Source organism: Vibrio gazogenes (assembly GCF_002196515.1).
Lineage (GTDB): Bacteria > Pseudomonadota > Gammaproteobacteria > Enterobacterales > Vibrionaceae > Vibrio > Vibrio gazogenes_A.
On sequence record NZ_CP018836.1, the window covers coordinates 537,777 to 561,914 of the forward strand.

A 24,138-nucleotide genomic window follows, 5' to 3' on the forward strand; every position below is an offset into this window, starting at 1 on the left:
TTTCTGTACCAACCATGCAAACAATTGTTTCATAAATGAAAACTTAGTTCACCTCGATTTTCTCACTTTGTAGCCAAAATCATAAAGTGTTTGAATTTCAAAAACTTAAAAATACAGTTTTATAATGTATTGCATAAATGTTAAAAACCAAACCATTTACCCAATATGTAACATTAAAGTAAAATAAAACCCTAATAAATAATCTAAACAAAGCAAATATGAATCACAACAATCACCAATTCTTAGGCCATCCTCGTGGCCTGTTCCTATTGTTTGGCACGGAACTGTGGGAACGATTCTCCTACTACGCAATGCGAGCAATTCTGGTTTTATACCTCACAGATACAACACTAAACGGTGGCATGGGCTGGTCAGCCAAAGAGGCATTAGATCTTTATGGCATTTATACCGGGCTTGTCTATATTACCCCCCTCATCGGTGGCTGGCTGGCCGATAACTATTTCGGTCAACGTCGCTCAATTCTTGCTGGTGGCGCGCTGATGGCAATTGGTCAGTTTACACTGGCATTACCGCATCAATTATTCGGTCTTGATGCAGCACATAGTTTCTACCTTGGCCTAGCGCTACTGATCATCGGGAATGGTCTGTTTAAACCTAATATTTCAACCATGGTTGGCGATCTGTACACAGAAGGTGACCATCGTCGCGACGGCGCATTCACCATCTTTTATATGGGGATTAATATCGGTGCACTACTCGCAGGAATTATTTCCGGTATCGCAACCAACAGCTATGGCTGGAAAGCAGGCTTCGTTGCAGCAGGTATCGGGATGCTCATCAGCTTCGTGATCCAAATCCTGTTTGCCCAACGCTGGCTGGGAGATATTGGTCTCAAACCGGCTGCTGCGCGAGATTTACAACAGAAAAAATCCACGAAGAAAGAACCGTTAACCAAAGAAGAAATTGACCGCATGAAGGTCATTATCATCATGGGATTATTCGTGATTGTCTTCTGGGCCGGATTTGAACAAGCCGGTGGTTTGATGAACCTCTACACCCAACAGTATACCGATCGGATGATCGGCAGCTTTGAAGTGCCCGCAGCCTGGTTCCAGTCTCTGAATCCATTTTTCATCATTGTCTGTGCACCGCTGATTGCTGCGCTATGGGTCAAACTTGGCCGTCGAGAACCCAATTCACCCGTCAAATTTGCATTTGGACTATTCTTTCTGGCGATCGGTTTCTTGTGCATGATTGGTGCCGTTTTAGAGCAAGGTGGCGACCTGAGTGTGAAAACCTCGATGTTCTGGCTGGTTGGTGCGTTTTTCTTCCATACTGTCGGGGAATTGTGCCTGTCACCGATTGGCTTATCGATGACCACCAAACTGGCACCGCTCCGCCTTGCTTCACTGATGATGGGCGTCTGGTTCGGATTTAATGCGATTGCCAACTACATTGCCGGGTTGATCGGTGCCCATGTTGGCGACTTCGGCCCCTTAGCGATTTTCGGTGGCATTGCCGTCACTGCAACCGTCTCCGGCCTCATCCTGCTCCTATTCTCTAATCAATTGGTTATGTGGATGCATGGTGCAGAGCAAGCAACTCATCTGAACCAAAAACCTCAAGAAGCCGACAGTGTGACTCAAACCGCTTAATATCTTGGTCATACAGTTATCTTGATCGTACAGTTATCTTGATCGTACAGTAAGTATTGAGATGCAAATGTGTATTGAACATACAATTGAGCTGAGACCCAGTTAAACCGCATACGTTTCAGCGAGATCAAAATAAGGAGCCATATGGCTCCTTATCTATTTTATGACACCCCGTTGGGATTGGTTACTTTCTCAAACATCAGGAAATCACCGAAGATACCACCGAGATAAAATCTCTCCCGCTTACACAAACAGTGGTTTCAATTGGCGATATAACTGTTGATAAACCGCTCTCTTGTGTTGGTAATGTGCCGTTTGCTCTTCATCCGGCATATGCTTTTCGATTAATACCGGTGATGCACAAATATCCCGGGCGGTCATTTCGGGCCTGACCGCTAACATCGCCAGTCGTGCCGCGCCGAGTGCCGGGCCGACATCCCCGCCCTGACGATATGCCAGCGGCAACCGGACAATATCCGCCAACATCTGACGCCAGTATTGGCTGCGGGCGCCACCACCAATCAAAACCACCTCTTCCGGCAATAACCCCGTCTGATGTAATGCATCAAATCCATCGGCAAATGCAAACCCGACCCCTTCCAATACCGCCTGAGCCAATTCGTACTTCGATGTCGAATGAGTCATACCGAAGAATACGCCTTTTGCATACGGGTCATTATGCGGTGTCCGTTCTCCCGATAAATAAGGCAGGAACACCACCCCAGAATCAGGATTCGCATGACGTTCTGTCTCACTCAACATCTCGCTGACATCGCTAAATCCGGTCAACTCACATACCCAAGACAAACAAGATGCCGCACTCAAAATAACCGACATGGTATGCCAAGTCCCGGGTAATGCATGACAAAAGCTGTGTAATGCAGAATCAGGATTCGCAAGGAAACCATCACTGACGGCGAAATATACACCGGAAGTTCCCAAAGAGAGCATCGCCTGACCCGGTTCGATAATCCCGACCCCGACAGCGCCAGCAGCATTGTCGCCACCACCAGCAATGACTGGTACTTCAGGCATGCCCCATGCTTTGGCCAGTTCAGAATTCAAAGTGCCGGTGATCGCATTTCCTTCATACAGATCCGGCATCTGACATCGCGCCAGCCCGGTTGCATCAAGCAGTTCATCACTCCAGTCTCGCTGGGCTACATCTAACCACATGGTTCCGGCGGCATCGGACATATCCGAGGCATACACCCCTGTCATCCGATAGCGCAAGTAGTCTTTCGGCAGCAGGACTTTGTCTGTCTGAGCAAAAATTTCCGGTTCATGTTCTGCCACCCAAAGGAGTTTCGGGGCAGTAAAGCCCGGCATCATCATATTTCCCGTAATCTGACGACTATCAGGGACGCGCCGCTCCAGTTCAGCGCATTGCGCCTGACAACGACCGTCATTCCACAAAATCGCAGGGCGCAAAACCTGCCCTTGCTGATCGAGCAACACCGCACCATGCATCTGTCCCGACAAGCCGATGGCTTTCACCGCGCTCAGATCCGTCTGTTTTCCCAACGCCTGAATGGCTTGACACATGGCTTGCCACCAATGCTGCGGATCTTGTTCTGACCACAGCGGAAATGGACGGGATATCTCAAGTGGTGCCACCTCGCTCGCCACCACATCACCATTTTCTGCAAGTACAATGACCTTAACGCCGGATGTCCCTAAATCGATTCCAACATACATAAGCTACCCTTTCATTTTCACTCAATAGACTCGGATAACCTCAGGAAATACACAGTGTAATGGGGCCATCCGGATATATTTACGCTTCGTGATGATTTTATTTATCGAATCATTATCATAAGTCTCTCAGTTCACGAAACAATTACGATTTTTCATAGATAGCTTCATGGATTTAACGACTGAGTGAAGGATCACATTTAACACCGGACTTGCCTGTTAGACTTAAAAATTATGGACAAAATATAATTAATATCATTTATGAATAAAAACCCATCCATGACAGATCTGAAACCTTACCCTCACAACTTATATCGTCAGTTCATCGACCACCGTTATCGAATTACACTATTATTTAATGCCAATAAAGTGTATGACCGGGAGGTAATCGAAGGCATCGGCGAATATTTACAGGCGTCGCAATGTAACTGGGATATTTATCTGGAAGAAGAATTCACCACGCATCTGGAGAATTTCCATACTTGGAAAGGCGACGGGGTGATAGCTGATTTCGACAACCCCCAGATTCGGGAACTGCTCAAAGATACGACGATCCCTGTTGTCGCAATTGGTGGCTCTTATGAACATCCATCCGATTATCCGGATGTCCCTTATGTTGCCACCGATAATCAGGCATTGATTGAGCTGGCATTTCAACACCTCAAAAGCAAAGGGATTGAAAATTTCGCGTTCTACGGGATGCCGGAAGAATCATGGCGACGCTGGTCTCATGAACGAGAACAGGCCTTTATTCAACTCTTACGACGGGAGGGATACTCAGGTTCAGTGTATCGAGGCAATGAAGTAAGCCCGCAAACATGGCAGTACGATATGAATCGTCTCGCGGACTGGTTGCAGCAGCTACCAACGCCGGTCGGCATTGTTGCGGTTACCGATGCCCGGGCTCGCCACCTGCTTCAGGTTTGCGATCATTTGAAGTTGATGGTGCCGGACAAAATTTCCGTTATTGGGATTGATAATGAAGAGCTGACCCGCTATCTGAGCCGTGTGTCGTTATCTTCGGTCGAACAAGGATGTAAAGAGATGGGCTATCAGGCTGCCAAACTACTGCACCGCCTGCTGACCACCGCCCCCGAAGAGACTGAGCAGTTAGAGGCGCTCAGACAAACGCGTCGGCTGGTTCCTCCGACACAAGTCCACGCTCGGCAGAGTACCGACTATCAAGCGCTGAAAGATCCCTATGTGATTCAGGCGATGCATTTTATCCGGCATCACGCCTGCAAAGGAATTAAAGTCGAACAGGTTCTCGATTATGTCGGTATTTCTCGTTCCAACATGGAAATCCGTTTTAAAGAAGAATGCGGGCATTCCATTCATCAGGAAATCCACAATTCTAAGCTAAGGCAAGCACGCCATCTGCTGGCAACCACATCATTACCGGTCGCCGAAATTGCTGAATTATGTGGCTATCCTTCACTGCAATATATGTACAGCGTGTTTAAAAAACATCAGCAATGTACACCGAAAGAATTTCGCGAACAGCATCACGACAGATGGCGTCATCGTGATGTGCTATAACCAAAGCGATTTCGTAGTTGATTAAAGCAGTTAATTAAATAGGCAGGCCCACCGAGACTCGGTGGGCAACTGCACAGAACGATAATCATCACCATCAAATCATTCTTTTATGTGAATCAGCCATCAACTTCATCGGATGGCACGAAGTGATCCTCACTGCTCAAGATAATTTAGCCGTTTTCATGCGATTACCCGTTTGCTCTGAATCACGCTGCCAGAGAGCTTCCAGTTGTTCCAACGACTTGCCTTTGGTTTCCGGAACCCAGCGATAAATAAAGTAAACGGTAAATATCCCCATAATCCCATACAGCCAGAATGGAAAACCACCATGGAATTGCTGGAAGATAAAACTCTCTTTTTCATTCATCATCGGGAAGGACTGAGACACCACGAAGTTGGCGAACCATTGCGCAAGCACAGCAATAGATAATGCTCTGGAACGAACACTGTTGGGGAAGATTTCAGACAACAGAACCCACGTCACCGGCCCCAGTGACAATGCAAACGCGGCAATATACATCAACATAAACACTAACAGATAACTACCAATTGCATCGAGATAAGCAGCGGTGCCAATCGCTAACATACTGACCGCCATCAAACCGGCACCAATCATCATCAGCGGACGACGTCCGAATTTATCCACGGTGAAAATAGCCAACACGGTAAAACTTAAATTGACCGCTCCCACCAGAATGGTTTGCAGTAAGGCGATATCCGTCGTGGAATCACTGAAACTTTTCAGAATCGCAGGCGCATAGTAGAGAAATACATTAATCCCTGTGACCTGTTGTAATACACTCAGCATAATACCGATCAGTAACACGCTCAGATATCCCGCAGCGATAATCCCCGGCCGCTGAACCTTCACTAATGACTGCTTAATTTCTTTCCATTGCGGCTCAACATCTTGCTGTGGATTAATGGCCTTCAGCAGACTATGTGCTTCATTATCACGCCCTTTCAGTGCCAGCCAGCGCGGTGTTTCCGGTACGGTAAACAACAGGCCAAAGAACAGGGTTGCAGGAATCACTTCAGAAGCAAACATATACCGCCAGCCCACATCATTGAGCCAGTTATCGCTGCCCAGCAGGGCAATGCCATAGTTGACGAAGTACACCACCAACATACCGAAAATAATGGCAAACTGGTTCCAGGCAACCAATCCACCGCGACGTGCAGGTGGTGCGACTTCTGCGATGTACATCGGAGAAACCATCGACGCAACTCCCACACCAACACCCCCGATAATCCGATAAATCACAAAGGTCCAATAGTGCTGTGGCACTGCGGAACCGATCGCGGAAATCAGAAAGAGTAACGCAGCAATAATCAATGCCCCCCGCCGTCCGTGACGGTTACTGATATAACCGGACAATGCAGCGCCAAGAACACAGCCGATTAAAGCAGAGGATGCAGCAAACCCCAACTCGGTTGCGGTAAGTTGAAAATAATTTTGCAGTGCTTCGACCGCGCCGGAAATGACCGCGGTATCGTAACCAAATAACAACCCACCTAACGCTACAACCAGCGTTAGGTGAATAACATTTGTACCTGTTTTCATCTGAATGACCTCTTTTATATTTGTAGGGAGTCTTTCTATCTCACAATCTCAAGATGCAGATTTCGCCTCATCTTGGCGTTGTCTGGCTATATATAAAGTCAAACGATTCAGGTTTGCATATTATGGAATAATTCAACGGAGTTATGATTTTTTATTTATGTGATCATATAGATAAGCCAATATTTTAAAAAAACAACACAGTTCAAATTTAAAAAAATGAATAATAGCGATAAGAAAAATCACAATTGCCGTCAACTCAACAATCCCTTCATGATGAATAGAAATTGAAATTGAGTTTATTCGCTCTGCATTTATCCACTAATACAGGAAAACCATCATGACTGAATTTTTCAAACACATTGAACCCATTCAATTTGAAGGGACAGAATCAGAGAATCCCTTAGCATTCCATCATTATGATGCGGACCGGATGATTCTTGGCAAATCAATGAAAGACCATTTACGTTTCTCAGCCTGCTACTGGCACAACTTCGTCTGGCCGGGTGCGGATGTATTTGGTGCAGCAACGTTTGACCGACCATGGCATCACGGTGGTAGTGCAATGGAGCTGGCTCGCTTAAAAGCAGACCTTGCATTTGAATTCTTTACCAAGCTCGGAGTGCCTTACTACTGCTTCCACGATGCCGATGTTGCCCCTGAAGGCAACTCCATCAAAGAATACGTCAATAATTTCGCAGAAATGGTTGATATCTTAGGACAAAAACAACAGGACACTGGCGTCAAACTGTTATGGGGAACCGCCAATGCGTTCTCTCATCCACGTTATATGGCTGGCGCGGCCACCAATCCGGATCCAAAAGTATTTGCTTTTGCTGCCACTCAGATTTTTCATGCCATGAGTGCAACTCAAAAACTCGGTGGTGAAAACTATGTGTTATGGGGCGGTCGCGAAGGCTATGAAACCTTGCTGAATACCGATTTGCGTCAAGAACGCAAACAACTTGGCCGCTTGATGCAAATGGTTGTCGAACACAAACACAAAATCGGCTTTAAAGGCACTATCCTGATCGAACCGAAACCACAAGAACCAACCAAACACCAGTACGATTACGACTGTGCAACAGTTTATGGCTTCTTAAAACAGTTCGGGCTAGAAGATGAAGTGAAAGTGAACATCGAAGCGAACCATGCCACACTGGCCGGACACAGCTTCCATCATGAAGTCGCGACAGCAACAGCACTGGGTATTTTTGGTTCGATTGATACCAACCGCGGCGATGCGCAGCTTGGCTGGGATACCGACCAATTCCCGAACAGTGTGGAAGAGAACACGCTGATCATGTACGAAATTCTCAAAACAGGTGGCTTCACAACCGGCGGGCTGAACTTTGATGCCAAACTCCGCCGTCCATCCATTGACGCAGAAGATATGTTCTACGGTCACATCGGTGGTATGGACATCATGGCATTAGCTCTCGAACGGGCAGCAAACATGATCGAAAATGATCTGCTCTCCAAACATATCGCACAACGTTATGCGGATTGGAGTCAATCACTGGGTCGTCAAATTCTGTCAGGTGAACATTCATTAGCATCACTGGCACAGTTCGCTGTAGACAATGATATCGCACCACAGAAAGTATCCGGCCAGCAAGAATATCTGGAAAATCTGGTCAATCGGTTTATTTATCGGTAATACGCTCATTGAAAGAATGAGCTTACCGGATTAACCGACGCTCCTCACCCCCAGACGGTATCCGATATCAAACCGTCGCTCTTATCAAAACAGCTCAGCACATCTTGTGCTGAGCTGTTTTATGATGATGTCATTGACTCAGCACTAAAACCAACGTTTGAGCTTGAAGAACCCTAAAATAATGAACATCACCACAACCAGCATGGCAGAGAACCAGAGAAAGGCACTGGGATTATCCGTCCCCGGGATCCCGCCAATATTCACGCCCAGCAGCCCGGTCAAAAATCCAAGCGGTAAAAACAATGCTGCAATCAGCGACATGACATACATCCGCTGGTTTATCTGATCATTCACCTGACTGACCAACTCTTCCTGAGTCACCACCGCACGCTCACGCACCGCATCCAGTTCTTCAACAGAACGCATCAACCGATCCGTGCTCTCTTGTAAATAGAGCCGATCATCTGCCAGTAACCACGCTTTGCGCTCAGCCATCATTTTCAACATCGCTTCACGCTGCGGAGCCAGATAACGCCGTAAATGAATCGTCTGACGCCGGATTTCCATCAACGCTTTGCGTTGTCCGGCAGGATCTTCTGCCTCAAGCACAAGCTCTTCAATCTGCGCGATCCGGTCTTCAAACGTGGCGGCCACGGCATCAATCCGCAATGTCAGATAATGGCACAATCTCACCAGAAAATCAGAAGGGTTGACGGGTCCTTCTCCCCGATGAAGAGATTCAATTAAATCACTGACCGATAGCAATTTCCGCCGCCGGGTAGAAATAATCCGCTGCGCATCAATGACAATCCTCACCGAGACCATATCTTCAGGGCTCGCACCCTCACTCAGATTCACACCACGTAAAAAGATCAATGATTGTTCATTGACGTGACTCACCCGCGGACGCGTGTCATGACTCAGTAAGGCATCCGCGACCAATTCGCCGACACCACTTTGATGCGCCAACCAATGACAGCCCTGTTCATTGGCATAATCGATATGTACCCATAATGTGCCCTGTTCAGGTTGCCAGGCATTGACCTGTTCCTGATCCAGCTCAACCGCACCACCTTGCCCATCAAATAATAAAGCTGCTATAAACGCACTTTGACTCATGCTGCCTCCGAGAATCCTTACCTTGTTTAAATTAGCAGATTTTTACAGATAAACATAAAGGAACTGAATTGGTTACATGTCCCCTCAATGACTCAATCATTTCTTGACTGACGACATCAATAATGATGACGAAGCAGCGGGATTGTGAGCCGTCAAATCAACCACAATCGTCGTCAGATGATCATGCCATTCGACTTGTGACAAGCTTTGATAGTGGAAAACATGTCCGGTTAAGCGGATAGTCAAATGATGAGGGCTTAACTGACGCATGTGGAATTCCGGAGTATCGGTAATCAGGAAGGGATCGCTCAACGCTTCATCAGGTGCGTGCAAGTAATAAAGATAATGATAACCTTGAGGACTCTTTGTGGCGCTTTTTTCGCTTTCTTCTGGCTCCCGGTAACCCGTCAGCACCACCCCCGGTGCAATTTTCTCCGAGACCACCTGCATATTGGTGCGGTGGTGTTTCTTGCCAAACGACTGTGGTGTGAAATATCCGATCAAACACCCGACAGCAATTAGAATAATCGTGCTCAACCCTCGCATACTTTCAGGCTCCTGCTTCTTTTCGCGGTCTATATCTCCCTTTACAGACATTCAGAGCACTGGTTAGTTCGAAAATGATACGGATATCAATAAGCGAATACACAGTCCGACTCATATAGGTAAAGCTCATCATTGCCACCTTGACCATACAGGTGCCCGTCTTTGAGTTCTAAAGGGATCAATTCGCTGAATATGTGTCAATTGCGGCTACGCATGGACAATCAATGCTGAAGTACACGCCAGTCCGCGAATATAAATAACGGGAAGCGAATTGAATGGACTGTTACGTCTTGCTATCCATGTGGATTTGTCTCAGGTAAAGAAATAACGGCAATCCAAGTGACACTCCAATGCTCAATGTCGCGACCACAGGCAGCCAGAGATATCGCATATGGATACGCTTGCTTTCAGTGAAGATGAAAACGAGCAAAACGACGGCTGAAATAATGACATCCCAACCGAAAAAGCCCCCGATTCTTGTAGAGAATAGTTCTTGAATGAATAACGATATATCAATCCCATGCTCCGTAACCCAAGGTATCAATTGAGTGAAAGGCAATAACGTACCGAAAACGCACAAAATTAAATAAAGGTATTTCACTTTCATACAATAATATCTCTGATAAACACATGCCCCCAATCAGCCAACGACAGAAATATCGCAAATTGAGGTCATTTGGGTATAGTACTTCCGGTTAAAACTGACACGATAGACTGCTGCCGTCAAACCATGTCCGTAAAATCTGGGGGGAGAATCCGTGGCTCTAATGATGATTCATGAGTGACTGGGCGATGCGTTTAAACGAGGCAAAGCAAGTATCGAAGTCTGGTGTATCGGTATTAAATACCATTGGCGTTACAAAGTCTGTAAATCGTTCACGAAACAATGGGTTAGTTTCTAACTCTTGTATCCCTAGCCGTAATTCTTGAATAGGCTCAGCGACAAACTCTGCATGTTGATTGCCAAACCGTTTCACATCTTCTACTAATACGGTTTGAAAAAGAGACTTAAGGGCATCAAAGTCGAATTTTTGGTTGAATTCAATGCAGTAAACATCGTAGATATGACGAACGAGCGTAGCATCATCTTTTCGATCGGGGTATCGCTTGACCAACATAGTACGGCGCAACATCGAAATGATTTTTTCGACCAATGTAGACAGAACGGAGATACAAGCGAAATCGTTTACTTCTTGAGGTTGTTTATACAGTTCTGCAACGAGTGATTGAATGCCACGCTGCTCAACTTGAAGCAAAGGAATCGTTTCCATCAATTCCAACTTTATAATTGGACGTAAGCAAGGTGCTTGACTAAATTGTTGTGGGTATTTGAGCTCAAATTCAACATAGCGATATTCATCACGAACATTTCTATACTCAATAGAAAAATGGCTGGCTTGATGAGTTAACGCGTCTTCGAGTTGTTGTACAAGCTCTTTGCGTTTGGCTTTTCTCTTATCACGCCCTAATAAATTAAACTCATCTGTTGGGATCAATTTAATGTCGACATCTTCCGACATTCTGAGGATTTTGACGTTGGATTTAGCTAAGGCAGTTCCACCGGAAAACACCATTTGATGCGTTTCAAAAGTGAGATGTTCTAACGCAGCAAGTAAAGCCACTACCCAATAATCTTTTTCGATGATGGCAGGATTTCCGAGCGCTAAAGCATCGGAAACCTCTAAAAATTGCTCTTTTAGTTTTTTCATTTTTTAACTGGGCGAGTTTAGAACGCGATTACCAACAACCAGCTTGCGATTAAACTGCTTAGGATTCCAAGAATATTGCACTGAAGAGGGTATCTGAGTGCTTTTACCTGCAAGACTTTGTTGTGATAGGCTATCGACTTCAAAGTCGACACCTTTCATCTTTAGTATTTCACGTAAAATCGCATCGGAGCCGCCTGGGTTCGTTGGCATTAAACGGCCCGTGAGCCTGTTTATACGTGCCTTAGTATAAAGGCCATAGCCGATTTTCATCAGCTCACCTTGTTTAATCAATTGATTAAGAGCACGCCCGATCTGGTCATAACTGGCAATATCTTCAAAATCTTTGCGCTCAAAAACATACCGTCTTGAACGCTTCAACTTTTGATTGATTCGATCTGCTGCCGTCATAGGACCTCCATCGTTAGGTAAAACAAGTATACCTTAACTGGAATAAATACGGCAAACATGCATACTTAAATACGGCACTGATTTACATAATTAAATTATAATTAATTGATTTATAAACATAAGTATAAATTAAAATAAAATGACCTATTCCAGAAACCGGTCATGACATTACTCATTAATCAATATTCTCAGACAATTTCAACACATCTTCAATTTAGCCTTAAATCGCTTAACACCTCAAATTAGCCATAAAAAGCTAAATTTGCATAATTAGCTATAAAGAGCTAAGTTAATGCTGAGAAATAAAGAGGAGTTTTCTGTGGCGGCGACCGATAAAACGATTGCAGTGATCAGTGGTGATATTATCAACTCAACCGGATTGAGTGCAGATCAGTTTGAGCGACTACTGGCACGCATTAAAGAGATTCAGACATGGATGAGTACCGAAAACCCATCCAATGCACACAGTATCATTCGGGGGGATGAATTTCAGAGTGTGGTGCATGATATTGGCAACACGCTGCGCTATACCCTGATTTACCGGCTTGGAATTAAAGCGCTTGGCAAAGCCTTTGATAGCCGAATCAGCTTTGCCATCGCAAGGCATGCCGAGCTGCGAGAGTCCGTCTCGGAATCGATGGGAGAAGCATTTGTCCTGTCCGGGCGTGGCCTCAAGTCATTAAAAAACCACCGGCTGGTTTTTAGTTCTGATCGTGCCGAACTCAGTACGCAATTTGATTTACTCTTTCAATACCTCGACCGACAGTTGACTGACCTAACCGCACGCCAGTGTGAAGTGATGCTACCGATGCTGAAAACCACTCAGGATTTATCGATCAGTGAGTTGGCGACACAGCTCGACGTCGCAACCGCGACCGTCAGTAAATCACTAAAAGCATCGGGCTGGCCGCTCATCAGTGCGCTCAATCAACAATTCATCAACCAAGTGACAGGGCTTCAAAATGTCTGATTTTTTGACGGTTTTCATCGCGTTTTTGCTGATTCATCTGATCGGTGATTTTTACCTTCAGCCCGGACGGTGGCGGGCAGCCAAGCAAAAAGCCACCTATCGTGCCCCTGAGCTGTACATTCATGCGTTATTACAGGGCATTGCACTATCTGTACCGGCCCTCGTGCTCGGGATGGGTTGGCCCTCAACGGTTTGTCTGATCGCAATCGTTGTGCTCAGTCACTGGGTTATCGACCTGTGGCAAGCCTCGCGACATCAACATCGATTGACACACATGATGGTGGAGCAAACCCTTCATGTTCTGGTGTTTGCCCTGATCGCCTTGCATATGACAACAGACATCACAATTGACGCAATACTCGGGTATGACAAATTCTCCGACGGCATGCTGGTCGCCTTGGCGTATGTCCTGATCCTCAAACCCACATCGGTGGTGATTGGCAGTATCTTAAACAAGTATTCCATGACCGTGACAGATAATCATCCGCAGATGAATGGCCTTGTCGCCGGTGGTGAGTTGATCGGTTATTTAGAGCGCATACTGATCCTGACGTTTACGCTGGTCGGGAGCTACGCTGCCGTCGGTTTTGTCTTTACTGCCAAATCAATTTTCAGATTCGGTGAACTGAACAAATCAGACAGTCGCAGCCTCACCGAATATGTTTTGATTGGCTCTTTATTATCAGTCGTGATCGCCACCCTTGTCGGCACGTTGGTCTCACTCGGCCTTGATATCAAAATGAAGTGATCTCTCACGATAGCCACAAGCTGACAGCAAGCCCGTCAAACGCAACGCAAAAAAATGCCCAGACGGTGTTCCATGGTCCGGGCGAAGAAGGATCTTAGCTTGTGGTTAATCAATACCGGCACAAGATGGTGCAAGAGAGCAAATCATGTTGATCAAGCAGTCCAGCGCCACCGCCACATCCTGAGTCTCTACATTTTCTCGCGGATTATGGCTGATGCCTTTTTCACAGCGGACAAACAACATCCCCATCTCGGCAAGGTTTGCCATCACCATCGCATCATGACCGGCACCACTGGCAAGGTAACAGACATCTTTGCCGGTTACTGATTCGACCACATCTGCCCAGACCTGTTGTAACCGATCACTACATGGAACAGCCTGTGCCTGATAGATCTGTTCCTGAGTCATCGTTAAGCTGCGCTTATCAGCAATGGCGGCCAATTGTGCCATCAGCAGTGGCGTACAGAGATCCAGTTTTTGTTGAGACTGACTCCGAATATCCAGTGAAAACTGCACCTGTCCGGGAATCACATTAACGGCAGCAGAACGCACCTCACACTTGCCCACCGTCGCGACGATTTCATGCTCGGTCGCAAAGGCTTCAATGCAGGCAATCATCTCAGCGGTGCCACATAATGCATCATGGCGTAACGGCAAAGGAACCGTCCCCGCATGACCGGCAACGCCAGACACATCGATGAGAAACCGTTTCGCCCCGGCAATCGCAGTCACGACACCAACCGGTAAATCAAGACTTTCCAGCAGTGGCCCCTGTTCGATATGGACTTCCAGATAAGCAAGCGTCTCTTCAGGATTTCGGCCAGCGTTAACCACCTTATCAGGATCAAGTCCGAACCGGCTCATCGCCTCGCCAATACTGATCCCGTCTTTATCCTGACGATCTAACAATGCCGGATTCCACATCCCGGCAACCGGGCTGGAACCAAGCAACGTGGTTTGAAAACGAGTCCCTTCTTCATCGGCAAACGCCACCACATCGACATGAAACGGTAAATCAACGTCCTTGAGAGCATCTAACGCTTCAATCGCCAGCAGAATTCCCAGCGGGCCGTCATAACCACCGGCATTGACCACGGTATCACTGTGCGAACCGATGATCAGCGTCGGCATACTGGGATGTGCCGAGACTTTTCGACCCCACTGATTGCCCACTTCATCCTGCCACGTTTCCAACCCCGTCTGAGTCATCCACTGCGCCAATTGTTGATGCGCTTGACGGTGCTCTTCAGTCAGATAAGCCCGTAGAATGCCATTTGGCATTGCGCTGAATGAGGCTAATGTCTGAATTCTCTCCATCACCTGTGTTGCCCGGTGTGCTGCCTGCATACGCGCTCCTTCTGATTGACTCATATTGTATGACTCTTCCTTGCTTTGACGATGACCTCTATCAGGCACCGAAGACATCCATTGCTGCCGCAACCGCTTGGCCCGCTGCAACGGGAGCTTTGGCTTTCAATAACACAGATTCCAGTGCTGCCAGCGTCATCAATACACATTCTTGACGAGCGTTATAGCCCATGGTTCCAATCCGCCAGATTTTACCGTGGAGCGGCCCGAATGAGGTGCCGATTTCAATGCCGAAACGATGCAACAATTCTTGACGAACCTGCTCACCATTGACTTGTTCAGGAATATAGACGCCAACCACGTTATTCATTTTGTATTGTTGATTACCAAACAGGGTTAAGCCCATCGCTTCAAGGCCAACCGCCATCGCCCGTCCGGCTTGCTGGTGGCGGGCAATCACTTGTGTCGCCCCCTCTTCCAGATAGAGCCGGGCACATTCGCGGGCCGCGTACAACATACTGGTTGCTTCTGTGTGATGGTTAAGTCGTTCCGGTCCCCAGTAGTCCATCACCATCGCTAAATCAAAATAGTTCGACAGAATCGGGGTATCTTCACCATCCTGATGCGCTTCGGTACGAATACCGGCTTCAACCCGTTTACGTCGGTTAATCACCGCAACACACTGCTCACTGAGTGTTACCGGCGCGCTACCAGACGGGCCGCCTAAACATTTTTGCAGTCCGGCAGAAACCGCATCGAGATGCCATTCATCAACCTTGAGCGCATTCCCGGCAATCGATGCTGTCGCATCACAGTAAAATAACACCCCGTGACGCTGACAGATCTCCCCGATCTCAGCTAACGGTTGGTTCATGGTGGTTGATGTATCACCCTGTACGGTTGCCAGCATTTTCGGCTGGAATTCACGGATGGCCGCTTCAACTTTTTCCGGCGGGCATACCTCGCCCCATTCAATATCAATCGTCTGCACCGCAGCACCAACCCGATGCGCGATTTCACACAACAGATGACCGAATCGTCCAATCACCGGAATCAGCACTTTATCTCCCGGTTGCAACACCGACACCAATACCGCTTCAATGCCGGCCCGGGCAGTGCCATCGACGAGAAATGTCTGTTGATTCTGGGTCTCAAACACGTTGCGGTAAAGGGTTTGTACCTGATTCATATAGCCGGTCATGACCGGATCGTATTGCCCGATCAACGCCGATGAGATTGCCTGATGAACCCGAGGATACGCGTTAATCGGTCCCGGCCCCATCAGCATCCGTTGTGGCGGATTGAGGGTTTCAAATAGCGGATTGGTTTCCATACATCTCTCCATAAAATCTGATTCAAATTGTCGGTTTAAAACTGACCGACCAAAGCATCGCCATCGCTGCGCGGATCGGTTGCCGAGGTGGCTCGGCCACCCTCATCTAGCGTGATTGCACCGGCATGGCCCATCAATTCATTTTGATCTTTCACTTGCGTAATCTGATGACCGCGCTCACGTAATGTATCCTGATACGCCAGATATAAGCTCTGCTCAAGCCGCAGCTGATGCGTATCATCCCCCCAAGTCCGGCCCAGCAACCAGCGCGGCATCGCAATCGCTTCATCCAGCGTATAGCCTTGATACACGTAGCGACTGAACAGACAAGCTTGTGTCTGTGGCTGTCCTTCCCCACCCATAGTTCCGTATACGATCCGCTGACCATCGTTCAACTCAGCATACGCTGGGTTTAGGGTATGAAATGGCTTTTTGCCCGGCTTCAGCACATTGTGATGCGTCGCATCAAGTGAAAAACTTTTCGCCCGGTTGTTCCAGACAAATCCCAGATTCGGCAATACCGCACCGCTGCCGAATTCCCAGTACACACTCTGAATAAAACTCACCATCGTGCCGTATCGGTCGGTCGCTCCCATCCAGACCGTATCTCCGGGTTTGGCGAGATGCGGCCACGGTTGTGCCTGCTCAAGAGTAATGCGAGCCGCGCACTCAGTGACGCTCTGCTCCGTCAGCAGTTGCTGAAGCGATACAGACAGGTCAGCTTCATCGGTCACGTATTGATCGCGCAGAATAAACGCCTGTTTGGTTGCTTCGACCAATAGATGAATGTGATCGATCTCACTGTCAGCCTGCGCGACCAAACGATCATAAATCGCTAAAATTAGCAACGAAGCCACACCTTGTGTTGGCGCTCCGAAGTTATACAGTCTGCCCTTGCCGGTCTGTACCGATAACGGCGTCATCACACGTGCCTGATGGTGATGGAAGTCGTCAAGCGTAATCGGGCTGCCTAATGCCGCCAAATCCGCCGCGGCCTGCCTGGCAATCTCACCACGATAAAAATCGTCCAATCCTGCTGTTGCAAGCCGCTCAAACGTCGTTGCCAGCGTCGGATTACGCAGAATCTGCCCGATTTCAAGCGTCTTACCGCCGGGTAAATAGTACTGAGCAAATGACGGTATATCTGCCAGCATCGCGACCGTTTTTTCGCTCGCATTGACCAGACTCTGTGTCACTTCAATACCGTCCCGCGCAGCGGTAATCGCCGGTTGCAACAGTTGTGGCAAGGTATGTTGGCGATGATTGAGTGCTAAAGCCTGATGCCAGCCGGAGAGCGCTCCGGCCATGGTCATCGCAGCAGCACCACCGCTCGCGGGTAATTCATCCCCTTGCGCACGGTATTCAGCCGGATCGAGATTCAATGCAGCCGCGCCACAGGCATCAATGGCAATCGGTTGTTGTCCCGGGTGACAAATGAGCCAAAAGCTGTCACCGCCAATGCTATTCATATGCGGATACTGCACGGTCACCATCGCAGCCGCAGCAACCATCGCTTCGCTGGCAGTACCGCCCTCATCGAGAATTTTTTGTCCGACTTGTGCCGCCCGATAATGTGGCGCGGTAAAGGCTGTCTGATATGTCATTGACTGCTCTCCCCGGCCATCAGTCTTGCTGCAATCGCCAATAACCGAGGCTCTTCATTCGGTAGCCCCAGCAACGACATCCCGCAAGGGCCGTCATGCATTCCCTGAAACGGCAAATGTAACTGGGGAAATCCCGCCAGTCCGGCAATGGCGGTCAATCCCATTAACTCAGTCCGGTAATCCGCCATGGCTTGCGGCGTAATATCCAGTGACGGCGGCCCCGCAGGTGTCGTTGGCAAGAGCCAGACGCCACCGTGTTCATCTAACTGGGCATATAACCACATCCGAAAGGCTTTCTGGCGCAGCTTACCTTGCTGATAGGTGGTATCCTCAATGGTTCTCGCCCATTTAACCCGCTCCAGAATTGCCGGGTCGAGCGAGCGCTCATGCTCCGTCAGCCAACGGCCATGTTTCTGGATAATTTCATAGCCCTGAATACTGCGAAACAGCAAACTCAGTGCATCCAGCGTCCACTCGGACTGTGTCATAAAATCTTTTTCTTCGAGCGCAATCCCGGCCCAACGGCAACGGTCATGAACCCGCTGATAGCGATCTTCGCTCAGTTGCTGAGCCATAAAACGGTCGAGATAGAGGGTTGGAATCGGATCAACACGATCAGGGATGGTCTCTGCGGAGAGTTCACGATAGACCGACGTCAGAACCGACAGATCCCGCGCAAAAATGCCTGCGGTATCAAAACTTTTGGCGAGTTCGAAGCAGTTGGCGAGATCAAATTTGCCCAACGTGGGGCGTAGGCCGAACAAACCACAATAGCTGGCGGGAATCCGAACCGAACCGCCGGTGTCTGTCCCGATAGAGAAATCCACATCTCCCTGCGCAACAGCCACGGCACTGCCACTCGATGAACCGCCGGGAATACAACCGGGCGCAGCCGGGTTTTCGGGGGTCCCGTAGTGAATGTTCTGTCCGTTTAAGCTATAAGCCAGCTCGTCGGTCTGGACCCGACCACGGCACATTGCCCCAGCGCTGAGTAAATTTTCTATGATCGGTGACGTCGCATTGGCCGAGGCATGGCTCTCCAGCCATGCGGGATTCCCCGCCCCGGTGTTATATCCTGCGACATCAAACAAATCTTTAAACACAAAGCTCAAACCGGATAATGCGCCATCATCCGTTGCCGCAAGGTAATCGGGCCCTTGCTGACAGTAAATTCGTTGGTCTCTGACCAGATGTTGTCCCATCTCTGTTTCTCCGCTTACGAGTTAGCAGCCGCTTCACTGGCTGGCTGATAACGTTTGGCATACCGATTCGCAAGAATTGCACAGTAGAAAATCTGAATCGGGTGATACAGCATTATCGGCAGCAAAATCATGCCAAGATTCGGGTCGGTACCAAAAATTGCGGTTGCCATCGGCACGCCTGCCGCCAGTGTTTTCTTGGTACCACAAAACACCGCAGCAACTTCATCTGCCCGCGAAAACTGACAACGCTGCGCACCCCACTGAATCGCATGAACCATCACCAACAGCACCACACAACAGATGCCAATAGCGGTAGCAAGCATCCCGACCGAGAAGTTATGCCAGATGCCATTTGCGACCGAGTCACAAAACGCATTATAGACAATCAGTAGAATAACGTATTTATCAACTTTGTTGACCACAGACTTATGTCGCTCGATAAAATTCAGCAATACCGGTCTGGCAAGTTGTCCGGCAATCATCGGGATTAACAACAGTTTGGCGATAGAGATCACCGAGCTCATCAGATCTAACTGTACCCCTTTCATCCCCATAAAGAACTGAATCATCAGCGGGGTAAGAAAAACACCGAGAATACTGGAAAGGGATGCGTTGAAAATCGCCCCCGGGACATTACCTTTACCCACACTGGTCATCGCGACCGAGGACGAAATGGTACTAGGCAACACAAACAGATAGCAGAAACCAAAGGCAAGCGATGTTGGCATCCACGCCAGCATTCCGTTGCCTAAAATCAACCACAGTAACGGATAAAACAGGTAAGTCGCCAACTGGATATAGACGTGCAGTTTCCAGTTACTCACGCCGGCTTTAATTTTCTGCGGAGACAGGCCCAACCCGTGTAAGAAGAAGACAATCGCGACCCCGATCCCAGTCAGCTTGTCGAGATGAATCAACCCACCGGAACGGCCCACCTGTTCAGAAACTGTCGCCAGCAGGATGGCGACCACCATGCCAACCAGAAACCACTCTTTTTTTAATTTACTGATGATACTCATTCTTGTTTATACCCGTTGCTTTTACGTTGCTGCTATTGTGTTTATCGTCTTGCATGACGGCCAATCTGACTCACTCTAACTCGTTGAGCTGAGCATAGTTCATACTGATTTTTCGACTGACCTGTGTCGATTTGCTTTTTAAGTGTAAAAACGTTTGATTGACCAAATGCGAAATCAAACTCATCGGCACCGTATAGCTGTCTAACGGCAGCTCATTATTCATATAACAGATAAAGTAGTGCCCGGCTTGCTGCGCGTATTTCTGTCCGGACTGATCGGTAATCAGTAAGCTATCCCGCGATGCCAGAAAAGACATTATTTTCTCAAAATTTGCCACCCGCCGACGGATACCGATCACAATCGTAAAATCATCGTCCTCAATCGAGGCCAGATCTTCACCAATCGTCTGACCGGGTAACGGCAACAACTCAACCTGTGTCCGACACTGCATGAGCTGCTGACGAAAATGCATCGCCAGCGGGTAACTGTTGCGATAGCCGATAATTTTGATCCGTTTTGCCGTCGCCAGTTTCTCAATTAATGCGTGGTGCTCCTGCTGAGTCAGTTGCTCCCAAAGTTTTTCGAGTGCCCGCAGCTCATGGTTGAATTCAGAGTCATCCAGTGTCGTCATCATCACCGGCTGACCATTATCCCGCTCAATCATCAGTTCCTGACGTAAAGCGAGGTGGTCTTCATAGCCCAGTTTGCGGATAAAACGGCTGACACTGGCTTTCGAGACCTGACACGCTTCAGCAATCTCGCTGGTGGATAACATCAGCACCTTTTCCGGATTCAATTGCAAGTAATCCGCCAAACGCCGGTTATTGTCAGTCAGGCTGGCATAATGCCGGGTAATCCGTTCACTGAGCGGACAGTTTGCCGATGACTGATGAACGGGTTGACTGACATCATGGGTTCGGTCATTCATAGCTGATGTTCTCTCCTGCCGGACAATTGAGGGTGGATGCTGCCACGTCGTATGCAGCAGTCAGGTTTCTCAAGGGTTAACCCCAAAAGCATTACAGTACCGCTGAAAGAAAACTTCTCAGCTCCGCAGTTTGCGGGTTCGCGAACACCGCTTCACTCGGCCCGGTTTCCCACACTTTGCCTTCGTTCATAAACACGACCCGATCACCGACATCCCGGGCGAAATTCATTTCATGGGTAACGAGAATCAGGGTCATTCCTTCCGCTTTGAGTTGTTCAAGCACTTTCAACACTTCACCGACAAGTTCGGGATCCAGCGCTGAGGTAATTTCATCACATAACAAGACTTTCGGAGACATCGCCAGTGAGCGGGCAATTGCCACACGCTGCTGTTGTCCTCCGGAAAGGTTGCCCGGATAGGCGTCGAATTTATCGCCCAATCCGACTTTTTCCAGAAGCTCGCGAGCAATCTGCTGACAGTCTGCGGTCGTTTTTTTCTGTACCAGCTTCGGTGCCAGCATGACATTTTCACCAACGGTTTTGTGAGGAAACAGGTTGAAGCTCTGAAAGACCATACCAACGCTCTGACTCAGTAAGCGCAATTTATATTCATCATTTTCTACGGCTTGCTGATCGACGACGATCGCGCCTTCCTGATAGGTTTCCAGCCCGTTCATACACCGCAGTAATGTGCTTTTCCCTGAGCCGCTCCGGCCGATAATCGAGATCACTTCTCCGGCTTGAATTTTCAGGTCTACCCCTTTCAATACATGGTTTTCACCATAAAACTTATGAACCTGATCAACACTAATAAGTGACATAATGCTTCGCCTCCGAGCTGTAAATAAATCGTCCTGATTTCAGTTGTTCTTGTGGTCTGTTCTTATAGCAAGACTGTGTGCTTTTCATACCAATACACCTCAAACCTTGCGTGACTCGAGATAACGGGCAAACATCGATAAAGGAAAGCAGATGGCAAAATAGAGCAACGCCACCATGGCAAACACTTTAAACGGCTGAAATGTTGCGTTGTTGAGCATCGTGCCGGCTTTGGTCAATTCGACAAAACCAATAATCGATGCCAAGGCAGTCCCTTTGACAATTTGCACCGAAAAACCGACCGTCGGGGCAATCGCAATCCGCATTGCCTGCGGGAAAATAACATGCCGCATCGTTTGCAGATAAGTCAGCCCCAGCGTCCGACAGGCTTCCCACTGCCCTTTGGGTAAAGATTCAATACATCCCCGCCAGATATCATGAAAAAACGCACTGCTGAATAACGTTAACGCCAAAATCGCTGCCGACCACGCACTCACTTCGATACCAATCAGCGACAAGCCGAAGAAAGCCAGAAAGAGCTGCATCAATAACGGTGTCCCTTGAAACAGTTCAACATAGAGCTGAATCAAACGGGTAAAAAACGGATTGCGCGTACTGCGCAATAAGGTCAGCCCCAGCCCGACCAGACCACCGCCGATAAAGGCGTACACGGACAATAATAATGTCCAGCGCGCAGCCAGCAGGAGGTTACGGAAGATATCCCAATCGGTAAACTGCATCATCCTGAATGTCTCCTATAACGATGGGTTTTTAAACGCAAGGTGGCGAAAATAAGCAAATCCTTGGCGCATCAAAATCGCCAGTACCAGATAAATCACCGCGGTTAATGTGTAGGATTCAAAACTCAGAAAACTACGGGATTGCACAAAGTTTGCAGCAAAGGTCAGGTCTTCGACCGATATCTGCGACACCACCGCTGAACCGAGCATCACAATAATGCATTGACTGACCAGCGCCGGATAAACCCGTTGGTATGCCGGTGGCAAAACAATGTGGATGAAGATCTGGCGTCGGGTCAGCCCCAGCGTTTTACCCGCCTCCCATTGCCCTGACGGCACAGCATCAATACCGGCCCGGATAATCTCTGCACTGTATGCGCCCAGATTGAAGACCATGGCGATCACACCGGCCTCCCATGCGGTAAGCTTGAGGCCAAGTGCCGGTAAACCGAAGAAAATGAAAAAGAGCTGCACAATAAACGGGGTGTTGCGAGTGACCTCAATGTAACTGGCACACAGCAAGCGCAATCCGGGTTGGCGTCCGGTTCGGCCTGCGGCACACAACGTGCCAACCACCAGCCCTGCGACGGTTGAAATCACCGTCAGTTGCACCGTCGTCCAGACACCTGCCACAAACTGTGGCAGGTATGGCGCTAATCCGGCATAGTCTAGCTGATAACTCATGCGGTTCTCCCAGAAGTTAAGCGCCTAAATTTTTCGGAAATGGTGCTTTGAGCCATTTTTGTGAGAGCTGCTCCAGCACACCGTCAGCTTTGGCTTGTTCGATCAAACGATTGACTTCGCTGACCAACGGTTGCTCACCTTTCATCACCCCGACATAGCACGGTGAATTTTTCAGCAAAAACTTCGTCTGTGGGGCTTTATTCGGGTAACGGGTCGCTATTTCGGTGACCACCAAATTCCCGGTCGCGATCAGACTGAGCTGCCCGGACAAGAAAGCCGACAGTGTGGCATTGTTGTCTTCAAACCGTTTAATCGTTGCCGATGCCGGCACCAGTTTGCTTAACTCAAGATCTTCAACTGAGCCACGAGTCACACCGATGGTTTTATTCGCTAAATCATCCGCAGAACTGACTTGCTCATCTGCCGCGCCAAATACGCCCAGATAAAACGGTGCATAGGCTTCACTGAAGTCGATCGCCTTTTCGCGTTGCGGGTTTTTCCCCATACTTGAAATCACTAAATCCACTTTCTGCGTTTGCAAATACGGGATCCGGTTGGCACTGGTGACCGGCACCAATTTCAATTTGACCTTCATCTGTTTGGCAATGTAGGCTGCCATATCAATATCGTATCCCTGTGGCTGCATGTCTGTCCCGACAGAACCAAACGGTGGAAAATCCTGAGGCACCGCCACCTTTAATACCCCACGTTTCTGAATAGTTTCCAGTTGATCGGCTGACGCGGTCAGTGTGTATCCCATCAACATGACCGAAGCCACTGCTATAGCAAACAATCGAAGTAATTTCATTTGAGTCCCTTATCTTGTCATGAAACGATTGAAACAATCAAATCGATTTTTGCAACGATTGTGCCATGTTAAAAATAACATTTTATCTAATTGATTTAATTAATGATTAAACCATTCAATATC

At 48.2% G+C, this 24,138-nt stretch carries 22 protein-coding genes; 5 read left to right on the forward strand and 17 right to left on the reverse strand.

Annotation, left to right across the window (positions count from 1 at the left end):
- Positions 1-218 precede the first annotated feature (218 nt).
- On the forward strand, positions 219-1,616 hold the full coding sequence (locus BSQ33_RS18055; RefSeq protein WP_021019938.1) for a peptide MFS transporter: 1,398 nt from the start codon (positions 219-221) through the stop codon (positions 1,614-1,616).
- A 243-nt stretch (positions 1,617-1,859) separates the two neighbouring features.
- On the opposite strand, the gene xylB is transcribed toward BSQ33_RS18055, so the two are convergent.
- Positions 1,860-3,314 carry a xylulokinase gene (xylB, locus tag BSQ33_RS18060; protein ID WP_021019939.1) on the reverse strand — a complete coding sequence of 485 codons (1,455 nt, stop codon included), beginning with the start codon at positions 3,312-3,314 and terminating at the stop codon, positions 1,860-1,862.
- A gap of 276 nt (positions 3,315-3,590) precedes the next feature.
- On the opposite strand from xylB, the gene BSQ33_RS18065 reads away from it, so the two are divergent.
- Positions 3,591-4,850: a XylR family transcriptional regulator gene (locus BSQ33_RS18065; protein WP_021019940.1), complete on the forward strand. Its 1,260-nt coding sequence runs from the start codon at positions 3,591-3,593 to the stop codon at positions 4,848-4,850.
- Positions 4,851-5,010: 160 nt separating this feature from the next.
- Here BSQ33_RS18065 and xylE read toward each other — a convergent pair whose 3' ends face one another.
- On the reverse strand, positions 5,011-6,414 hold the full coding sequence (xylE, locus tag BSQ33_RS18070) for a D-xylose transporter XylE (protein ID WP_021019941.1): 1,404 nt from the start codon (positions 6,412-6,414) through the stop codon (positions 5,011-5,013).
- Between the two features lie 337 nt (positions 6,415-6,751).
- Between xylE and xylA the strand changes: the two genes are divergently transcribed.
- Positions 6,752-8,071 carry a xylose isomerase gene (xylA, locus tag BSQ33_RS18075; protein WP_021019942.1) on the forward strand — a complete coding sequence of 440 codons (1,320 nt, stop codon included), beginning with the start codon at positions 6,752-6,754 and terminating at the stop codon, positions 8,069-8,071.
- 144 nt (positions 8,072-8,215) lie between these two features.
- Here the strand turns inward: xylA and zntB are convergent, their stop codons facing one another.
- From zntB to BSQ33_RS18100, 5 genes are all read right to left on the reverse strand, one after another.
- The gene (gene zntB, locus BSQ33_RS18080; RefSeq protein WP_088134839.1) at positions 8,216-9,190 is read right to left on the reverse strand and encodes a zinc transporter ZntB; all 975 of its coding nucleotides are present in this window, start codon (positions 9,188-9,190) and stop codon (positions 8,216-8,218) included.
- Between the two features lie 96 nt (positions 9,191-9,286).
- Positions 9,287-9,787, reverse strand: coding sequence for a hypothetical protein (locus tag BSQ33_RS18085; RefSeq protein WP_157721430.1), 501 nt, complete (start codon positions 9,785-9,787; stop codon positions 9,287-9,289).
- 232 nt (positions 9,788-10,019) lie between these two features.
- Positions 10,020-10,343 carry a DUF2834 domain-containing protein gene (locus BSQ33_RS22265; protein WP_021019945.1) on the reverse strand — a complete coding sequence of 108 codons (324 nt, stop codon included), beginning with the start codon at positions 10,341-10,343 and terminating at the stop codon, positions 10,020-10,022.
- A 157-nt stretch (positions 10,344-10,500) separates the two neighbouring features.
- The gene (locus tag BSQ33_RS18095) at positions 10,501-11,445 is read right to left on the reverse strand and encodes a nucleotidyl transferase AbiEii/AbiGii toxin family protein (protein WP_088134841.1); all 945 of its coding nucleotides are present in this window, start codon (positions 11,443-11,445) and stop codon (positions 10,501-10,503) included.
- Positions 11,446-11,448: 3 nt separating this feature from the next.
- Positions 11,449-11,853, reverse strand: coding sequence for a DUF6088 family protein (locus BSQ33_RS18100; protein WP_088134842.1), 405 nt, complete (start codon positions 11,851-11,853; stop codon positions 11,449-11,451).
- Between the two features lie 292 nt (positions 11,854-12,145).
- On the opposite strand from BSQ33_RS18100, the gene BSQ33_RS18105 reads away from it, so the two are divergent.
- The gene (locus tag BSQ33_RS18105) at positions 12,146-12,823 is read left to right on the forward strand and encodes a hypothetical protein (protein WP_232472023.1); all 678 of its coding nucleotides are present in this window, start codon (positions 12,146-12,148) and stop codon (positions 12,821-12,823) included.
- Positions 12,816-13,571, forward strand: a complete 756-nt coding sequence (locus BSQ33_RS18110; protein WP_021019949.1) for a DUF3307 domain-containing protein — start codon at positions 12,816-12,818, stop codon at positions 13,569-13,571. Before BSQ33_RS18105 ends, BSQ33_RS18110 begins: the two co-directional genes overlap by 8 nt.
- A 105-nt stretch (positions 13,572-13,676) precedes the next feature.
- Here BSQ33_RS18110 and BSQ33_RS18115 read toward each other — a convergent pair whose 3' ends face one another.
- From BSQ33_RS18115 to BSQ33_RS18160, 10 genes are all read right to left on the reverse strand, one after another.
- The gene (locus BSQ33_RS18115; RefSeq protein ID WP_232472024.1) at positions 13,677-14,942 is read right to left on the reverse strand and encodes an allantoate amidohydrolase; all 1,266 of its coding nucleotides are present in this window, start codon (positions 14,940-14,942) and stop codon (positions 13,677-13,679) included.
- A 37-nt stretch (positions 14,943-14,979) separates the two neighbouring features.
- The gene (locus tag BSQ33_RS18120) at positions 14,980-16,212 is read right to left on the reverse strand and encodes a pyridoxal-phosphate-dependent aminotransferase family protein (RefSeq protein ID WP_021019951.1); all 1,233 of its coding nucleotides are present in this window, start codon (positions 16,210-16,212) and stop codon (positions 14,980-14,982) included.
- 35 nt (positions 16,213-16,247) lie between these two features.
- On the reverse strand, positions 16,248-17,816 hold the full coding sequence (locus BSQ33_RS18125) for a gamma-glutamyltransferase family protein (RefSeq protein WP_088134844.1): 1,569 nt from the start codon (positions 17,814-17,816) through the stop codon (positions 16,248-16,250).
- Positions 17,813-19,018: an amidase gene (locus tag BSQ33_RS18130; protein ID WP_021019953.1), complete on the reverse strand. Its 1,206-nt coding sequence runs from the start codon at positions 19,016-19,018 to the stop codon at positions 17,813-17,815. The genes BSQ33_RS18125 and BSQ33_RS18130 overlap by 4 nt, the downstream gene beginning before the upstream one ends.
- 14 nt (positions 19,019-19,032) lie before the next feature.
- Positions 19,033-20,037 (reverse strand): bile acid:sodium symporter family protein, encoded by a 1,005-nt coding sequence (locus tag BSQ33_RS18135; RefSeq protein WP_088134845.1) that lies wholly within the window; start codon positions 20,035-20,037, stop codon positions 19,033-19,035.
- Between the two features lie 70 nt (positions 20,038-20,107).
- Positions 20,108-20,965 (reverse strand): MurR/RpiR family transcriptional regulator, encoded by an 858-nt coding sequence (locus BSQ33_RS18140; RefSeq protein WP_021019955.1) that lies wholly within the window; start codon positions 20,963-20,965, stop codon positions 20,108-20,110.
- Between the two features lie 91 nt (positions 20,966-21,056).
- The gene (locus BSQ33_RS18145; protein WP_021019956.1) at positions 21,057-21,785 is read right to left on the reverse strand and encodes an amino acid ABC transporter ATP-binding protein; all 729 of its coding nucleotides are present in this window, start codon (positions 21,783-21,785) and stop codon (positions 21,057-21,059) included.
- A 99-nt stretch (positions 21,786-21,884) separates the two neighbouring features.
- The gene (locus BSQ33_RS18150) at positions 21,885-22,526 is read right to left on the reverse strand and encodes an amino acid ABC transporter permease (protein ID WP_021019957.1); all 642 of its coding nucleotides are present in this window, start codon (positions 22,524-22,526) and stop codon (positions 21,885-21,887) included.
- 12 nt (positions 22,527-22,538) lie between these two features.
- Positions 22,539-23,207 (reverse strand): amino acid ABC transporter permease, encoded by a 669-nt coding sequence (locus BSQ33_RS18155; protein WP_021019958.1) that lies wholly within the window; start codon positions 23,205-23,207, stop codon positions 22,539-22,541.
- A 16-nt stretch (positions 23,208-23,223) separates the two neighbouring features.
- The gene (locus BSQ33_RS18160; RefSeq protein ID WP_088134846.1) at positions 23,224-24,015 is read right to left on the reverse strand and encodes a transporter substrate-binding domain-containing protein; all 792 of its coding nucleotides are present in this window, start codon (positions 24,013-24,015) and stop codon (positions 23,224-23,226) included.
- Between the last annotated feature and the right edge of the window lie 123 nt (positions 24,016-24,138).

Excerpts from the sequence above, each read along its gene's own strand:
- zntB (WP_088134839.1), bottom strand. The coding sequence starts at position 9,190 with ATGAGTCAAAGTGCGTTTATAGCAGCTTTATTATTTGATGGGCAAGGT.
- xylB (WP_021019939.1), bottom strand. The coding sequence starts at position 3,314 with ATGTATGTTGGAATCGATTTAGGGACATCCGGCGTTAAGGTCATTGTA.
- BSQ33_RS18140 (WP_021019955.1), bottom strand. The coding sequence starts at position 20,965 with ATGAATGACCGAACCCATGATGTCAGTCAACCCGTTCATCAGTCATCG.
- BSQ33_RS18125 (WP_088134844.1), bottom strand. The coding sequence starts at position 17,816 with ATGACATATCAGACAGCCTTTACCGCGCCACATTATCGGGCGGCACAA.
- xylE (WP_021019941.1), bottom strand. The coding sequence starts at position 6,414 with ATGAAAACAGGTACAAATGTTATTCACCTAACGCTGGTTGTAGCGTTA.
- BSQ33_RS18095 (WP_088134841.1), bottom strand. The coding sequence starts at position 11,445 with ATGAAAAAACTAAAAGAGCAATTTTTAGAGGTTTCCGATGCTTTAGCG.
- xylA (WP_021019942.1), top strand. The coding sequence starts at position 6,752 with ATGACTGAATTTTTCAAACACATTGAACCCATTCAATTTGAAGGGACA.
- BSQ33_RS18115 (WP_232472024.1), bottom strand. The coding sequence starts at position 14,942 with ATGAGTCAATCAGAAGGAGCGCGTATGCAGGCAGCACACCGGGCAACA.
- BSQ33_RS18155 (WP_021019958.1), bottom strand. The coding sequence starts at position 23,207 with ATGAGTTATCAGCTAGACTATGCCGGATTAGCGCCATACCTGCCACAG.
- BSQ33_RS18100 (WP_088134842.1), bottom strand. The coding sequence starts at position 11,853 with ATGACGGCAGCAGATCGAATCAATCAAAAGTTGAAGCGTTCAAGACGG.
- BSQ33_RS18135 (WP_088134845.1), bottom strand. The coding sequence starts at position 20,037 with ATGAGTATCATCAGTAAATTAAAAAAAGAGTGGTTTCTGGTTGGCATG.
- BSQ33_RS18145 (WP_021019956.1), bottom strand. The coding sequence starts at position 21,785 with ATGTCACTTATTAGTGTTGATCAGGTTCATAAGTTTTATGGTGAAAAC.
- BSQ33_RS18055 (WP_021019938.1), top strand. The coding sequence starts at position 219 with ATGAATCACAACAATCACCAATTCTTAGGCCATCCTCGTGGCCTGTTC.
- BSQ33_RS18105 (WP_232472023.1), top strand. The coding sequence starts at position 12,146 with ATGCTGAGAAATAAAGAGGAGTTTTCTGTGGCGGCGACCGATAAAACG.
- BSQ33_RS18150 (WP_021019957.1), bottom strand. The coding sequence starts at position 22,526 with ATGATGCAGTTTACCGATTGGGATATCTTCCGTAACCTCCTGCTGGCT.
- BSQ33_RS18120 (WP_021019951.1), bottom strand. The coding sequence starts at position 16,212 with ATGGAAACCAATCCGCTATTTGAAACCCTCAATCCGCCACAACGGATG.
- BSQ33_RS18065 (WP_021019940.1), top strand. The coding sequence starts at position 3,591 with ATGACAGATCTGAAACCTTACCCTCACAACTTATATCGTCAGTTCATC.
- BSQ33_RS18130 (WP_021019953.1), bottom strand. The coding sequence starts at position 19,018 with ATGGGACAACATCTGGTCAGAGACCAACGAATTTACTGTCAGCAAGGG.
- BSQ33_RS22265 (WP_021019945.1), bottom strand. The coding sequence starts at position 10,343 with ATGAAAGTGAAATACCTTTATTTAATTTTGTGCGTTTTCGGTACGTTA.
- BSQ33_RS18085 (WP_157721430.1), bottom strand. The coding sequence starts at position 9,787 with ATGTCTGTAAAGGGAGATATAGACCGCGAAAAGAAGCAGGAGCCTGAA.
- BSQ33_RS18160 (WP_088134846.1), bottom strand. The coding sequence starts at position 24,015 with ATGAAATTACTTCGATTGTTTGCTATAGCAGTGGCTTCGGTCATGTTG.
- BSQ33_RS18110 (WP_021019949.1), top strand. The coding sequence starts at position 12,816 with ATGTCTGATTTTTTGACGGTTTTCATCGCGTTTTTGCTGATTCATCTG.